The sequence below is a fragment of the Salinarimonas sp. genome (genome assembly GCF_046292825.1).
Classification (GTDB): domain Bacteria; phylum Pseudomonadota; class Alphaproteobacteria; order Rhizobiales; family Beijerinckiaceae; genus Salinarimonas.
This window is the reverse complement of the sequence record NZ_JBKBQG010000005.1, coordinates 29,667-43,826: the sequence shown is the minus strand read 5'-3', so window position 1 is coordinate 43,826 and position 14,160 is coordinate 29,667. Positions and strand designations below refer to the sequence as shown.

The following is a 14,160-nucleotide window of genomic DNA, read 5'->3' as shown; positions in this document are numbered from 1 at the left end:
ATGGGGGTCGTGCAGGATGTGGCGTTACGGTGCCTCCTGCACGACCCCCACCCCAAAAGGGGGAGGGGAGACCGTCGCGCTCTTCGTCGGCGATGGAGATCGGGCGAACGATTGGGCGCCCCTTGTCCTTCTCCTGAGCGCAAGGAAAGCGGCGTTGCAACGAAAACCGAAGGGAGAGAACGACATGAACGGCGGTGAACGCAGCGTGAGGATCGAGGCGGCCCTTCTCGACATGGACGGGGTCGTCACCGATACCGCGCTCGCGCATGCCGCGGCCTGGAAGCGGCTCTTCGACGATTGGCTCGGCGCCCGCGCGCAACGCACCGGGGAGAGCTTCGTCCCCTTCGACGCGGATGCCGATTACCAGACCTTCGTCGACGGCAAGCCGCGCCTCGACGGGATCGCGAGCTTCCTCGCCTCGCGCGGCATCGACCTGCCCCGCGGCGACGAGAGCGACGCCCCCGGCAGCGACACGCTCTGGGGCCTCGGCCACGCCAAGAACGCGCATTTCCAGGCCTGGCTCGGCGAGAGCGCCGTCGAGGCCTTCCCCGGCACGCTCGCCTTCGTCGCCGACCTGCGCGCGGCGGGCGTGAAGGTCGCGCTCTTCACCTCGAGCCGCAACGCGCAGGCCGTCCTGCGCTCGGCGGGGATCGCCGATCTGTTCGACGCGATCGTCGACGGCGAGGCGACGGCGCAGGCGGGCCTGCCCGGCAAGCCCGACCCCGCGATCATGCTGGAGGCCGCCCGGCGGCTCGGCATCGCGCCCGAGCGCGCGCTCGTGGTCGAGGACGCCACGGCCGGCGTCGAGGCGGGCGCGCGCGGGCCCTTCGCCTGCGTCGTCGCCGTCGATCGCGAGAAGCACGCGGACGCGCTCGCGCGGGCCGGCGCCGACATCGTGGTCGCGGATCTCGCGGAACTCGCCTACGACGCGCGCGAGGGCCTGCGCGTCAAGACGCTCCGGAACCTCCCCTCCCTCTTCGATCGCGAGGACGAGATTCGCGCCCGGCTGCGGGGAAAGAGCATCGCCGTCTTCCTCGATTACGACGGCACGCTGACCCCCATCGTCGAGGACCCGAACGCCGCCCGCTTCGGCGAGGCGATGCGCGAGGCCGTGGTGGGGCTCGCGCGCGCGTGTCCCACCGCCATCGTGTCGGGCCGCGATCTGCCCGACGTGCAGCGCATGGTCGCCCTCGACGCGGTCTATTACGCCGGCAGCCACGGCTTCGACATGGCCGGCCCCGACGGCTGGCGCGAGACGGTGGCGCTCGGCCGCGCCTTTCAGCCCGATCTCGCCCAGGCCGCCGATGCGCTCGAGGCGGCGCTCGTCGGCATCGACGGGACCGCGGTCGAGCGCAAATCCTTCTCGCTCGCGGTGCATTATCGCCGCGTCGCCCCCGCCGACGAGGCGCGCGTCTTCGAGGCGGTCGAGCGGACGATCGCCGCCTTCGGGCGCCTGAAGCTGTCGCGCGGCAAGAAGGTCTTCGACGTCAAGCCGCGGGCGGATTGGCACAAGGGGCGCGCCATCCGCGCGCTCATCGCCAAGCTCGGGCTCGACCGCCCGGACGTGGTGCCGGTCTTCGTCGGCGACGACGTGACCGACGAGGACGCCTTCCGCGCCATCGCCGATCGGGGCTTGTGCGTCGTGGTGCGCAGCGAGGAGCCCCGCCCGACCTCCGCCCGCTACGCGCTCGACGACGTCCCCGACGTCGCCCGCTTCCTCCAGCTGCTGCGGAGGATGCAGGACGAGGGAGGCCCCGCATGAGCCCTTGGTCGCTCGTCTACGACGCCTACGATCCGCAAGCGGAGGGCTTGCGCGAGGCGCTCTGCACGCTCGGGAACGGCTATGTCTGCACGCGCGGCGCGGCGCCCGATTGCGACGCCGACGGCGTCCATTATCCGGGCACCTATGTCGCCGGCCTCTACGACCGCGCGACGAGCCGCATCGCCGGGCGCGACGTCGAGAACGAGGACCTCGTCAACCTGCCCAATTGGCTGCCGCTGACGTTCCGCATCGAGGACGGCCCGTGGGTCCGCCTCGACGACATGGAGATCCTCTCCTTCCGCCAGGAGCTCGACCTGAAATCCGGCATGCTGCGGCGCGACATCTCCTTGCGCGACCACGAGGGCCGCACCACGCTCTGGCGCGAGCGCCGGCTGGTCAGCATGGACGACCAGCACATCGCGGCGATCGCGCTCGAGATCGAGCCTCAGGACTGGTCCGGGCGGATGTGGGTGCGCTCCTGCATCGACGGCGGCGTCATCAACGACAACGTCGCCCGCTACCGCGCTCTCGAGAGGCGCCATCTCGAGACCCTCGCCAAGTCCTCGCCGGAGGAGGATACCGTCTTCCTGCGCTCGCGCACGCGCCAATCCCGGCTCGAGATCGTGCTCGCCGCGCGCACGCGACTCTATCGCGGGGACGCGCGCTGCGACGGCGAACGCCGCGCCTGCCCGCCGGTGCAGGACCGGCTCGGCCACGAGATCGCGGTCGACATGCGCGAAGGCGAGGCGGTCGCGATCGAGAAGATCGTCGCGCTCCACACCTCCGACGACCGCGCGATCTCCGAGCACGGGCTCGAGGCCTGCGCGGCGGTGAAGCGCGCCCCGCGTTTCGAGGCGATCGCGCGCGCCCACGTTCTCGCCTGGGCGCGGCTGTGGGACGATTTCGACATGTCGATCGTGGCGCCCGCGATCCCCGACGCCGACATGAAGCTGCGGCTGCACGCCTTCCACCTGCTCCAGAGCGTGAGCGAGCATTCGATCGACCGCGACGTCGGCGTGCCGGCGCGCGGCTGGCACGGCGAGGCCTATCGCGGGCACGTGTTCTGGGACGAGCTCTTCATCTTCCCCTTCCTGAACCTGCGCCGTCCGGTGATCACCCGCGCGCTCCTGCGCTATCGCTATCGCCGCCTCGGCGCGGCGCGGCGGCACGCGGCGCAGAGCGGGTATGCGGGCGCGCTCTATCCCTGGCAGAGCGGCAGCGACGGGCGGGAGGAGACGCAGGTCATCCACCTCAACCCGAAATCGGGCAAGTGGAAGCCCGACGCCAGCCACCGCCAGCGCCACATCGACGCGGCGGTGGCCTACAATGTCTGGCACTATTACGAGGTGACGGGCGATCACGAATTCATGCGCGATTACGGCGCCGAGATGATCCTCGAGATCGCGCGCTTCTGGTCGAGCATCGCGCAGTGGAACGCCGCGCGCGGGCGCTTCGACATCCGCGGCGTGATGGGCCCCGACGAGTTCCACACCGCCTATCCCGGCCGTCCGCCGGAGGAGGAAGGCGGGCTCGACAACAACGCCTACACGAACGTCATGGCCGCCTATTGCCTCCACCGCGCGCTCGACGTCGTCGACATGCTCCCGCCCGCGCGGCGCACGCGCCTGCTCGAGCGGCTCGGCATCTCGGACGACGACCTCGCGCGTTTCGACGAGATCAGCCGCAAGCTCTTCGTGCCCTTCCACGACGGGTGCATCATCAGCCAGTTCGAGGGCTACGAGCGGCTCGACGAGCTCGATTGGGACGGTCTGCGCGCGCGCCACGGCGACATCCAGCGGCTCGACCGCATCCTCGACGCCGAAGGCGACGACCCCAACCGCTACAAGGCCTCGAAACAGGCCGACGTCCTGATGCTGTTCTACCTCTTCTCGGCCGAGGAGCTGACGATCCTCTTCGAGCGGCTCGGCATTCCGTTTCGGCGCGAATGGATCCCGGCGAATATCGACTATTACATGGCCCGCACCTCGCACGGCTCGACGCTCAGCCACGTCGTCCATTCCTGGGTGCTCGCGCGCGCCGACCGCCCCGCGGCGCTCGACCATCTGCGCCGCGGCCTCGACGCGGACATCGCCGACATCCAGGGCGGCACGACGAGGGAGGGCATCCATCTCGGCGCGATGGCGGGCACCGTCGACATCGTCCAGCGCTGCCTCACGGGGCTTGCGACGCAGGGCGGCATCCTGCATTTCGACCCGGTTCTGCCGAAGGGCCTCGACCGCATCCAGGCGATCCTCCACTACCGCCGCCACCGCCTCCACCTCGACATCGACCGCAAACGCCTGACCGTCCACAGCGAACAGACCACCGCCCCCCCGATCACCATCGCCTATCGCGGCCATTACCGGGAGATGTCGCCGGGCGACACGTACGCGTTCAGGCTGGTGGTGCGGGGGGAGGGATGAATGCCCCCCTTTCATCTCCCGTACATCCGGGTTCCCGCTTGCTCCCGCATTCCCTCCGTGCGATGATTCGCACCTCAGGAGATGCAGATGACCTACAAGGTGCAAGCCCGCGGCGAGAACGGCGCGGTGGCTGTCATCGTCGACGACGAGGCGCAGGCGCGCGAGAAGGCGCAGGAGCTGCGCGAGGCGATGCGCGGCGACGTGTCGGTGGAGCCGGCGCTCGCGTCGCCGGAGCCGGCGGGCTCGGTGCGCGACGCGGAGCGCTCCGAGAAGGCCTGATTCGGAACTCATCTCCCCTCGCTCGTATTCGCCGGTGGGGGCGCTCGTTCGACGAGGCCCCTCATGCTGCTCCCGAGTGCCAATCCCCCTTCGGTCTCCTCTTCCTGCCTCGCAGCGCGATTGCGGGCGGGCGCGCTCGCCATCGCGCTGCTGCTGCCCGGGTCGCTCGCGCACGCGATCTCCGCGGACGCGGTCGAGGACGCCGCGCTGTCGGACATCGTCGGCGAGGGTCGCGAGCCGGCCGTGGTGCGCCTCCAGATCCTGCTCGACCGCGCGCGCTTCTCGCCCGGCGCGATCGACGGCTATGTCGGCCGCAACCTGGAGGAGGCCGTCGCCGCCTTCGCGCGCGCCAAAGATCTCTCCGAGACGACGCTCGGCGAGGCCGTGATCGAGGCCCTCGCCCGCGACGAGGGCGATGTGCTGCGTAGCCACACGATCGCCGAGGAGGATGTCGAGGGGCCGTTCCGCGAGACGATTCCCGAGCGCTACGACGAGATGGAGGCGCTCGATCGTCTGCCCTATCGCGGGCCGGCCGAGGCGCTCGCGGAGCGCTTCCACATGGACGTCGCGCTCCTGCGCATGCTCAACCCGGAGGCGGATTTCGGCGCGGCCGGCACCGAGATCGTCGTCGCCGCCGTGCGTGAGGCGCCGCCCGAGCGGAGGCTCGCGCGCATCGAGGTCGACGCGGATCGCGGCGTGCTGCGCGGCTACGACGAGGACGGCGATCTCGTCTTCTTCTACCCGGCCACCGTCGGCAGCGAGGAGATGCCGAGCCCGGAGGGCACCCACGCGATCGAGATCATCGTGCACGAGCCGAACTGGACCTACGATCCGGACGGGCCGGTCCGTCAGGCGGGCGTCGAGGAGGCGGCGATCGTGCCGCCGGGGCCGAACAATCCGGTCGGCCTCGTCTGGATCGGCCTCGACGAGGAGGGCTACGGCATCCACGGCGCGCCGGACGCCACGAGCGTCGGCCACGCCGCCTCCCACGGCTGCGTGCGGCTCACGAATTGGGACGCGCTGGAACTCGCCGTGCTGGTCGAGGCAGGCGTGAGCGTGGAATTCGTGCGGTAGGGGGGTGCGCCCGTGAAGCCCTCACCGCAGCTCCGCCTTGTAGTGCCAATGATCCGTGCGGCAGATCGAGACGCGCCATTCGCCGATGCGGCCGTCGAGCGCCGTGGCGATGCGGTCGACGACGAGGAGGGGCGTGCCCGGCGCCACCGCCAGGTGCTCCGCCTCGTGGGGCCCGGCGACCATCGCCTTGAGCCGCTCCGTCGCCCCGGCGATGGTGACGCCGAAGGCGGTCGCGTAGAGATCGTAGAGGTTGTTCGGCAGGCCACGCGCGGCGAGGCCGGGGAACATCGCCTCGCTGAGCACGATCCGCTCGAGAATGCACGGCGTCTCGTCGAGGAAGCGCACGCGCTCGAAGGCGATCACCGGGGCGCCCGCCGCGATGCCGAGCGCCTGCGCGTCCGCTCGCGTCGCGGGCCGCGCCGTCACGCCGAGCACCCGGCTCTCGGGGAAGCGCACCTCGCCGGTATCGGGCAGGAGGCGGAAGAACTGGAACAGGATGCGCGCGTCGTCGTGGCGGGCGACGAAGGTGCCCTTGCCCTGGAGGCGCACCACGAGCCGCTCGGCCGCCATCTCGTCGAGCGCCTTGCGCACCGTGCCCTGGCTGACCCCGAGATCGGCGGCGATCTCGAACTCGCTCGGGATCGCCTGGCCGGCGGCCCAGGCGCCCTCGACGATGCGCCGGACGAGCTCGTCGCGCACTTGGCGATAGAGCGGTTTGGGCTTGAGGCTGCGCGGGGCGACCTCCATGCTGCGTCCTCGTCGCGGATGCCGAGCTTTTCTCGGCGCGGAAGACCTTTATCTTATACAAGAGTGAGGCGGTGTCCACGGGAGACGCCGCGAATCGGGAGTGGGCGTCGATGACGGTACGGGATTTCGGCACGTTCGAGGGCGAGGGCGTCGTCGAGGCGACGATCCGCTCGGAGGCAGGGGCCGAGGCGAAGGTGATCTCCTGGGGGGCGGTTCTGCGCGATCTCGTCGTGCCGACGCGCGCCGGAGCGCGCCGCGTGGTGCTCGGCCTCGGCAGCCTCGAGGATTACGTCGCGCGCTCCCCGCATTTCGGCGCCATCGCCGGCCGCTTCGCGAACCGCATCCGCGAGGGCCGGTTCACCCTCGACGGCACCACCTACCAATTGCCCAAGAACGAGAACGGCCGCACCTCGCTGCACGGCGGCGGCAAGGGTTTCGGCAAGCGCGCCTGGCGGCTCGTCGAGGCGCGCGCCGATGCGGTGACGCTCGCGCTGCGCTCCCCCGACGGCGATTGCGGCTATCCCGGCGCGCTCGACGTCGCCTGCACCTACACGCTCGACGGCGCGACGCTGCGGGTCGCGCTCGAGGCGCGCGCGGACGCGCCGACGCCGGTCAATCTCTGCCACCATTCCTATTTCACGCTCGACGATGCCGACGACATCCTCGACCACGAGATCGAGATCGACGCCGCCTTCCGCACCCCCGTCGACGCCGACAACGTGCCGACGGGCGAGATCCTGCGGGTGGACGGCACGCCCTTCGATTTCAGGACGCCGCGCCCGATCCGGCGCATGGTCGAGGGGGAGCGGCTGCGCTACGATCACAATTGGGCGCTCGCGCGCACGCGGACCGAAAAATCGGGGATCGACGAGCCGCTCGCCTTCGCCGCGCGGGTGCGCTCCCCGCGCAGCGGCGCGACGCTGGAGGTCTGGACGACGGAGCCCGGGCTGCAATTCTACGACGGCTGGAAGACCGATCTCGACGTCCCGGGCCACGACGGGCGCCGCTACGGCCCCTGTTCGGGTTTCTGCCTCGAGCCCCAGCACTTCCCCGACAGCCCCAACCATCCCCACTTTCCCGGGACGATCCTGCGTCCCGGTGCGGTCTATCGGCAGGTGACGGAATATCGGTTCGGGTGAGGCGCGCCTCACCCCTTCACCCCGCCCTGCGTCAGTCCGCCGACGACGCGCTCCTGGAAGACCGCGATCAGGATCGAGATCGGCACGATCGCGATGATCAAGGCCGCCGAGATGATCGGCCAGGGAAAGGCGAACTCGCCCTGGTAGAGCGTGATCCCCACCGGCAGGGTGCGGCTCGACACGCGCGGGGCGAGGGTGAGCGCGAGCAGGAACTCGTCCCAGGCATTCACGAAGGCGAGGATCGCCGCCGTGAACACGCCGGGCGCGGTGAGCGGCAGGATCACGTGCCAGAGCGCGCCGAGCCGCGAGCAGCCGTCGATCATCGCGGCGTTCTCGAGATCGCGCGGGATGTCCTGGAAGAAGGCGATCAGCACCATGGTGCAGACCGGCATCGAGAGGACGGCGTAGGGGAAGATCAGCGCCCACCAGGTGTTCAGGAGGCCGACCGTGCGCATCGTCTGGAAGAGCGGCACCATCAGCGAGATGAGCGGGAACATCGCCACCGCGAGCAGCGCGGAGAGGATCAGCCCGGGCGCGGGCAGGCGCAGGCGCACGAGCGCATAGGCCGCGAGCGCCGACACGAAGACGCAGAGCAGCGTCGAGAGGGTCGCGACGCCGAACGAGTTCCACATGAAGAGCAGGATCGGCTGGTCGGTGAACACCCGCACGTAATTGTCGAGCGTCGGCGCGGTCGGCAGGATCGTGATCGGGATGCGCATCAGCTCGCTCTCGGTCTTGAGCGAGGTGAAGAGGATCCAGAGCGCCGGAAAGAAGCCGTTGGCGGCGACGATGAGCGCGGCGAGCCAGACGACCGCGCGGCGCGACGGCATGCGATAGCCCATCTCAGGCCCCCTTTCCGGACGGATCGCGGCGCGTGTAGCGCAGATATCCCGAGGTGACGATCACCGAGACGACGAACATCAGCACCGCGAGCGCCGAGCCGTAGCCGAGATCGAGAAAGTCGATCGTGGTCTTGTGGATGTACATCGCGAGCGACTCGGTCGAATTGCCCGGCCCGCCATTCGTCATCGCGTAGGGGATGTCGAAGGTCTGGATGGCGGTGATGGTGCGGAAGATCAGCGCCACGACGATGGCCGGGCGCAGCATCGGCAGCGTGATCTCCCAGAATTGCCGCCAGCGCGAGGCCCCGTCGATCTCCGCCGCCTCGTAGAGCGAGCGCGGGATGGTCTGGAGCCCCGCGAGCAGCACGAGCGCGACGAAGCTCGACGTCTTCCAGACGATCGCGATGCAGATCGCCACGAAGGCGAGATCGGGGTTCGTCAGCCAGGGCTGCGGCGCGAGGCCGACGAAGACGAGCGCGTTGTTCACGAGCCCTTGCGAATATTCGAAGAACCAGCGGAAGATCAGCCCCGCGAAGACGAGCGGCAGTGCCCAGGGCAGCAGGAGCCCGAGCCGCACCGGCCATTTCACGCGAAACGGCTGGTTGGCGAGGAGCGCGAGCCCGAGCCCGACGACGACCGCCCCGGGCACCGTCACCAGGATGTAGAGGAACGTGTTGATGGTCGCGTTCCAGAAGGCCGGATCGTCCATCGCCCGCTGGAAATTCTCGAGCCCGACGAAGGGCGTGCCCATCCACGGCTGGGTGAGCTGGTTGAAGCGCAGGCTCGTGATCAGGAGCTGCGAGATCGGGTAGAGGACGATCGCGCAGAGCAGCAGGAAGGCCGGCGCGAGCAGGAGAAAGCCGAGGCGGCGCTCCGAGCGCTCGAGCGGGGTGAGCGGCACGCGCGCCTTCTTGCCGCGCGCGGGCACGCCCTCGCGCGCGCCTTCGACGAGGCTCTCGGGGTGCGGTGGCGGCGTCGAGACGGTCGCGCGCGGCATCGGTCACGGGCTCTCGGGCAGGGGAAGGGAAGAGTCACGCATCGTGATCTGCGCAGGGGTTCGAGACGCGGAGGCGGCCGCCCCTCTCCTTCCCCTCAGGGGAAGGTGGCCCGGCGCCGGAGGCGACGGGTCGGATGGGGTTTTTCGCCGCGCGAGCGGCGAAGGGGCGTCGTCATAGAGCTCCGTACGTAAGGCGGCTCCCGACGCCCCTTCGACCCTGCGGGTCGAAAGACCCCATCCGTCTCCGGACGCTGTGCGCGTCCGGAGCCACCTTCCCCTGAGGGGAAGGAGAGGGGTGGCGATTCCGTCACACGGACGGCGATGAAAGAACCGGCGCGGGCCGGAGGGAGAGCCCGCGCCGGTGGAGGAGGGGGTCAACGCAGGATCGGCCCGAGCCGGTTGCGCATGTCGGCGAGCGCGTCCTCGGCCGAGCGGGTGCCCGAGAGGAAGGCGTTCATGTTGGTACGGATGATCTCGGAGACCTCCGTATAGCGCGGGCTCACCGGCCGGGCGCGGGCCGTCTCGACGACGGGCAGCGCGTCCTCGAACCACGGATTGGCCTCGAGCACGTCCGGATCCGTATAGACCTCGGGGAAGACCGGCAGATGCGAGGCGAGGATCGCCTGCATCTTGGAGATTTCCGGGCTCGACAGGAATTCGGCCAGCGCGAAGGCCGCGTCCTTGTTGTTCGAGAAGGCGCTCACCGCGATCTGCCAGCCGCCGATGCAGGTCGCGGCGGCGTCCGCCGTGAAGCCCGGAAGCGGCACGACGCCGACCGCGCCCTTCACCTGGCTGTCGTCGTCGTTCTGGGTGCGGTTCCAGACATAGCCCCAGTTCATCGCCGTCACGAGATTGCCGGCCTGGAAGTTCTGGCGGATGCGGTCGGTGGCGATCTCGCCGATATTGGGCGGCAGCACGCCGCTCTCGCGGAAGGAGCCCCACAATTCGAAGGGCTTCATCGCGGTCTCGTCGTCGAGCGCGAGCGAGCCGTCCTCGGCCTGAAGCCGCCCGCCCGCGCCCCAGAGCGGGACGAGATAGGTGCAGACCGCGCCCTCGATCGGCGCGCCCGCCGTCTCGAAGCCGCGCAGGTTGGGATTGCCCTCCGCCTCCATGATCCGCAGCGTCGCGGCCTGGAGCTCGTCCCAGGTCTGCGGCGGTTCGACGCCGTGCTTCTCGAAGAGGTCGCGGCGGTAATAGAGGAATTGCGCGTCGGCGAAGTACGGCAGAGCGATCACCTGCCCGTTCACGATGTTCGCCTCGCGATAGGCGGGCAGATAGCGCGCCATGACCTCGTCGCGACGATCGCCGAGGAAGTCGTCGAAAGGCGCCGCCCATTCCGCGGCGGCGTATTGGGCCGGGCGGATCACGTCGATCAGCATCAGGTCGATCGCCGAATCGCGCGAGGCGAGGACGGTGTTGAGATATTGCTGCTGCTGCTCCGAGGTGGCGCCGCCGACCTCGATCTCGACGCGCACGTCCGGATTGCGCTCCTGATAGAGGTCGAGGATCTGGCGCATCACGTCCGGGCGCTGCTGGCCGCCGGTGAAGATGCGCAGTTCCGTCTGCGCGGCGGCGGTGCCGAGGCTGCCCGTCACCATCAGAGCGGCGAGCGACGCCGCTACGAACAGTTTCCTCATGGTTTCCTCTCCTTGCCTTTTGGTTCGGCGGTTCCTCTCGGGTGTTCTCGTCCGGGCTTGTCGCCCTGTTGTGTCGTGGTGCTCGTCGCGGCCCGCTCAGGCGGCGAGCGCGGCGCCGGTCTCGCGGTCGAACAGGTGCATGCGGCTCATCGCGAGCGTGACGCGCACCCGCGCGCCGGGCCGCGCCCCGGCTTCCGGGGGGAAGCGGCCGGTGAGGCTGACCTCGCCGACGCGCAGCCAGGTGAGCGTCTCCGAGCCGAGCGGCTCGACGATCTCGACGGGCGCCTCGAGGCTATGGTCGCCCGGATCGCGGGCCTCGCCGGCGCGCACGTGCTCGGGCCGCAGCCCGAAGGCGATGTCGCGCCCGCGGGCGCTCTCCATCCGCCCCCGCAGCGGCTCGGGCACCGGCAGCGCGACGCCGCCCGAAATCTCGATCCGCTCCCCGCAAGCGCTGAGCGCGGCGGGCACGACGTTCATCGGCGGCGAGCCCATGAAGCTCGCGACGAAGCGCGAGGCGGGGCGGTTGTAGATGTCGTCGGGGCTCGCGAATTGCTCGAGCACGCCCGAGCGCAAAACCGCGATGCGATCGGCCATCGTCATCGCCTCGACCTGGTCGTGGGTGACGTAGACGATCGTCGAGCCGAAGCGCTGGTGGAGCTTCTTGATCTCGATGCGCACCTCGCCGCGCAATTGCGCATCGAGATTGGAGAGCGGCTCGTCGAACAGGAAGACCTGCGGCCGGCGCACGATGGCGCGGCCCATGGCGACGCGCTGCCTCTGGCCGCCGGAGAGTTGGCCGGGGCGGCGATCGAGCAGGTGGCCGATCTGCAGGATCTCCGCCGCTTCGCCGACGAGCGTCTCGATCTGCGGCTTCGGCGTGCCGCGCATGCGCAGGCCGAAGGCCATGTTGTCGTAGACGGTCTTGTGCGGATAGAGCGCGTAGTCCTGGAACACCATCGCGATGTCGCGATGGCGCGGGGCGAGGTCGTTCACGACCCGCCCGCCGATCGCGATCTCGCCGTCGGTGACGGATTCGAGCCCGGCGATCATGCGCAGCAGCGTCGACTTCCCGCAGCCGGACGGGCCGACGAGGACCACGAATTCCCCGTCGCGCACGGATAGGTCGATGCCGTGGATGACGGGCACCTGGCCAAAGACCTTCCTGACGCTTCGGATCGCGACGTCCGCCATTCGATCCTCCCTGACCGCCCGCGTGAAGCGGATCTCGTTCAAGTCTTGTAAAAGACATAAGACATGATAGCGTGCCGCAAATCAAGGGGCGCGTCGAGACGCCCCGCAGCGGGGCGACGGGAGGAGCATGTCGCAGATGTCGGAGGCGCCGCTGGTCGTCTGTGTCGGCATCGCGGTCCTCGACCTCGTCTTCCGGGTCGAGGCGATGCCGCGCGCGGCCGAGAAGTATCGTGCGCGCGATTTCGCGAGCGTCGGCGGCGGCATCGCGGCCAATGCCGCGGTGGCGATCGCGCGGCTCGGCGGACGCGCGGCGCTCGCGACGCGGCTCGGGGATGATGCGATCGGCGCGGAGATCGTCGCCGGGCTCGAGGCGGAGGGCGTCGATTGCGCGCTCGCGCGGCGGATCGAAGGCCGCCGCTCGCCGCTCTCCTCGATCTACGTGGACGGGGAGGGCGAGCGCCAGATCGTCGCCTATGCCGATCCCGACATGCCGATCGACCCCGCTTGGCTGCCCGAGCGGCTCGCGGAGGGCACCCGCGGCGTCCTCGGCGACACCCGCTGGTCGGCGGGCGCGATCCGGCTGTTTCGCGCGGCGCGCGAAGCGGGGGTGCCTTCCGTGCTCGATGCGGACCGGAGGCCGGACGATCCCGACCTCCTCGCGCTCGCGACCCATGCCGTCTTCGGCCAGCAGGGCCTCGCCGAGACGACCGGGATCGACGATCCGCGCGCGGCGCTCGCCGCGCTCGCGCGGAGCCATCGCGGCTTCCTCGCGGTGACGCTCGGCGCGGACGGGGTTCTGTACACGGGGGAGGGGGGTGCGATCGTCCACGCGCCCGCGCCCCGCGTGGCGGTCGTCGACACGCTGGGCGCCGGCGACGTCTGGCACGGCGCCTTCGCGCTGGCGCTCGCCGAGCGCATGGACGAGGCGCGCGCCGTCGCCTTCGCGAGCGCGGCCGCCGCGCTCAAATGCACCGCCTTCGGCGGCCGCGCGGGCGCGCCGACGCGGGAGGCCCTGGAAGAATTCATGAGGGAGCGTTCGTGATGGAGCTGTCGCCGGGCAAATTGTGGGGCATGCGGCGCATGGCGGACGAGGCCGGCCGCTTCAAGATGGTCGCGGTCGACCAGCGCCCGCCGATCAAGAACCCGATCCGCGAAAAGCGCGGCACGGCGGAAGCGCCCTACGAGGACGTCGCCGGCTTCAAGCTGATGCTGGTCGCGGAATTGCAGCGCCACGCGACCGCCATGCTGCTCGACCCGCATTTCGCCCTCCCGCGCGGGTTCACGCTCCTCTCCCCGCGCATCGGCCTCGTGGTGACGCTCGAGGATTCGCTCTTTCGCGAGACGGATGGCGGGCGGCTTTCCGCCGAGATCGACGATTGGTCGGTCGAGAAGATCAAGCGCTGCGGGGGCGATGCCGTGAAGGTGCTCGCCTGGTACCGGCCGGATGCGGAGGCGTCGGTCATCGCCGCGCAGAAGGATTTCGCCGCCCGCATCGGCGAGGCATGCGCGCGCTTCGACATCCCTTACGTCTTCGAGCTCCTGGTCTACCCGCTGCCGGGCGAGAAGAACCAGACGAGCCAATATATCGAGATGGCCGACAAGCGCGCGGACCTCGTCCTCGACAGCGTGCGCGCCTTCGCCGAGCCGCGCTTCGGCATCGACCTGTTCAAGGTCGAGAGCCCCGTCCCGGCGCGCGCGGTGGCTGATGGCGGCGATGCGGCGCAGGCCGCGTTCGACGACTTGGGGCGCCTGTGCGGGCGGCCCTGGGTGATGCTCTCGGCGGGCGCAGGGATGGCGGAATTCGAGGCGATCCTCGCGCGCGCCTACCGCGCCGGCGCCTCCGGCTATCTCGCCGGCCGTGCCATCTGGGCCGAGCCGTTCAAGGCGTTCCCCGATTGGGAGGCGATCCGGGCGGGGCTGCGCGCGACGAGCGTGCCCTATATGGAGCGCATCAACGCGCTCACCGACGCGCAGGCGACGCCCTGGCACGCGCATCCGCTCTTTGCGGACGGCGTCTCGGTGCCGTCGCCCGATGCCGGCTTCCGCCACGCCTATGAGGGGTTCTGAGC

The 14,160-nt window shown here is 70.2% G+C and carries 12 protein-coding genes; 7 read left to right on the top strand and 5 right to left on the bottom strand.

What is annotated here, in order from left to right:
* The first annotated feature begins 184 nt into the window (after positions 1–184).
* The 4 genes from otsB (at position 185) to ACK4UM_RS04235 (ending at position 5,538) form a co-directional block, all read left to right on the top strand.
* Positions 185–1,762, top strand: coding sequence for a trehalose-phosphatase (gene otsB, locus ACK4UM_RS04250; protein ID WP_409796108.1), 1,578 nt, complete (start codon positions 185–187; stop codon positions 1,760–1,762).
* Positions 1,759–4,185, top strand: a complete 2,427-nt coding sequence (locus tag ACK4UM_RS04245) for a glycoside hydrolase family 65 protein (RefSeq protein WP_409796105.1) — start codon at positions 1,759–1,761, stop codon at positions 4,183–4,185. The genes otsB and ACK4UM_RS04245 overlap by 4 nt, the downstream gene beginning before the upstream one ends.
* Before the next feature lie 87 nt (positions 4,186–4,272).
* On the top strand, positions 4,273–4,464 hold the full coding sequence (locus tag ACK4UM_RS04240; protein ID WP_409796102.1) for a hypothetical protein: 192 nt from the start codon (positions 4,273–4,275) through the stop codon (positions 4,462–4,464).
* A 63-nt stretch (positions 4,465–4,527) separates the two neighbouring features.
* The gene (locus ACK4UM_RS04235; protein ID WP_409796099.1) at positions 4,528–5,538 is read left to right on the top strand and encodes a L,D-transpeptidase family protein; all 1,011 of its coding nucleotides are present in this window, start codon (positions 4,528–4,530) and stop codon (positions 5,536–5,538) included.
* 21 nt (positions 5,539–5,559) lie between these two features.
* Here the strand turns inward: ACK4UM_RS04235 and ACK4UM_RS04230 are convergent, their stop codons facing one another.
* Positions 5,560–6,285, bottom strand: a complete 726-nt coding sequence (locus ACK4UM_RS04230; protein WP_409796096.1) for a GntR family transcriptional regulator — start codon at positions 6,283–6,285, stop codon at positions 5,560–5,562.
* Between the two features lie 110 nt (positions 6,286–6,395).
* Between ACK4UM_RS04230 and ACK4UM_RS04225 the strand changes: the two genes are divergently transcribed.
* Positions 6,396–7,424 carry an aldose epimerase family protein gene (locus ACK4UM_RS04225; RefSeq protein ID WP_409796093.1) on the top strand — a complete coding sequence of 343 codons (1,029 nt, stop codon included), beginning with the start codon at positions 6,396–6,398 and terminating at the stop codon, positions 7,422–7,424.
* Positions 7,425–7,432: 8 nt separating this feature from the next.
* On the opposite strand, the gene ACK4UM_RS04220 is transcribed toward ACK4UM_RS04225, so the two are convergent.
* The 4 genes from ACK4UM_RS04220 to ACK4UM_RS04205 all read right to left on the bottom strand — a co-directional run bounded on the left by ACK4UM_RS04220 (position 7,433) and on the right by ACK4UM_RS04205 (position 12,091).
* Complete coding sequence (locus tag ACK4UM_RS04220; RefSeq protein WP_409796090.1) at positions 7,433–8,254, bottom strand: carbohydrate ABC transporter permease; 822 nt, start codon at positions 8,252–8,254, stop codon at positions 7,433–7,435.
* A gap of 13 nt (positions 8,255–8,267) precedes the next feature.
* On the bottom strand, positions 8,268–9,263 hold the full coding sequence (locus tag ACK4UM_RS04215) for a carbohydrate ABC transporter permease (RefSeq protein WP_409796087.1): 996 nt from the start codon (positions 9,261–9,263) through the stop codon (positions 8,268–8,270).
* Between the two features lie 374 nt (positions 9,264–9,637).
* On the bottom strand, positions 9,638–10,900 hold the full coding sequence (locus ACK4UM_RS04210; RefSeq protein ID WP_409796085.1) for an ABC transporter substrate-binding protein: 1,263 nt from the start codon (positions 10,898–10,900) through the stop codon (positions 9,638–9,640).
* 96 nt (positions 10,901–10,996) lie between these two features.
* Entirely contained in the window at positions 10,997–12,091 is a 1,095-nt protein-coding gene (locus tag ACK4UM_RS04205; protein WP_409796081.1) for an ABC transporter ATP-binding protein, read from the bottom strand.
* Positions 12,092–12,218: 127 nt separating this feature from the next.
* Here ACK4UM_RS04205 and ACK4UM_RS04200 point away from each other — a divergent pair, with 127 nt between their 5' ends.
* Complete coding sequence (locus ACK4UM_RS04200) at positions 12,219–13,133, top strand: PfkB family carbohydrate kinase (protein WP_409796078.1); 915 nt, start codon at positions 12,219–12,221, stop codon at positions 13,131–13,133.
* Complete coding sequence (locus ACK4UM_RS04195) at positions 13,133–14,158, top strand: tagatose 1,6-diphosphate aldolase (protein WP_409796075.1); 1,026 nt, start codon at positions 13,133–13,135, stop codon at positions 14,156–14,158. The genes ACK4UM_RS04200 and ACK4UM_RS04195 overlap by 1 nt, the downstream gene beginning before the upstream one ends.
* Positions 14,159–14,160: the final 2 nt, after the last annotated feature.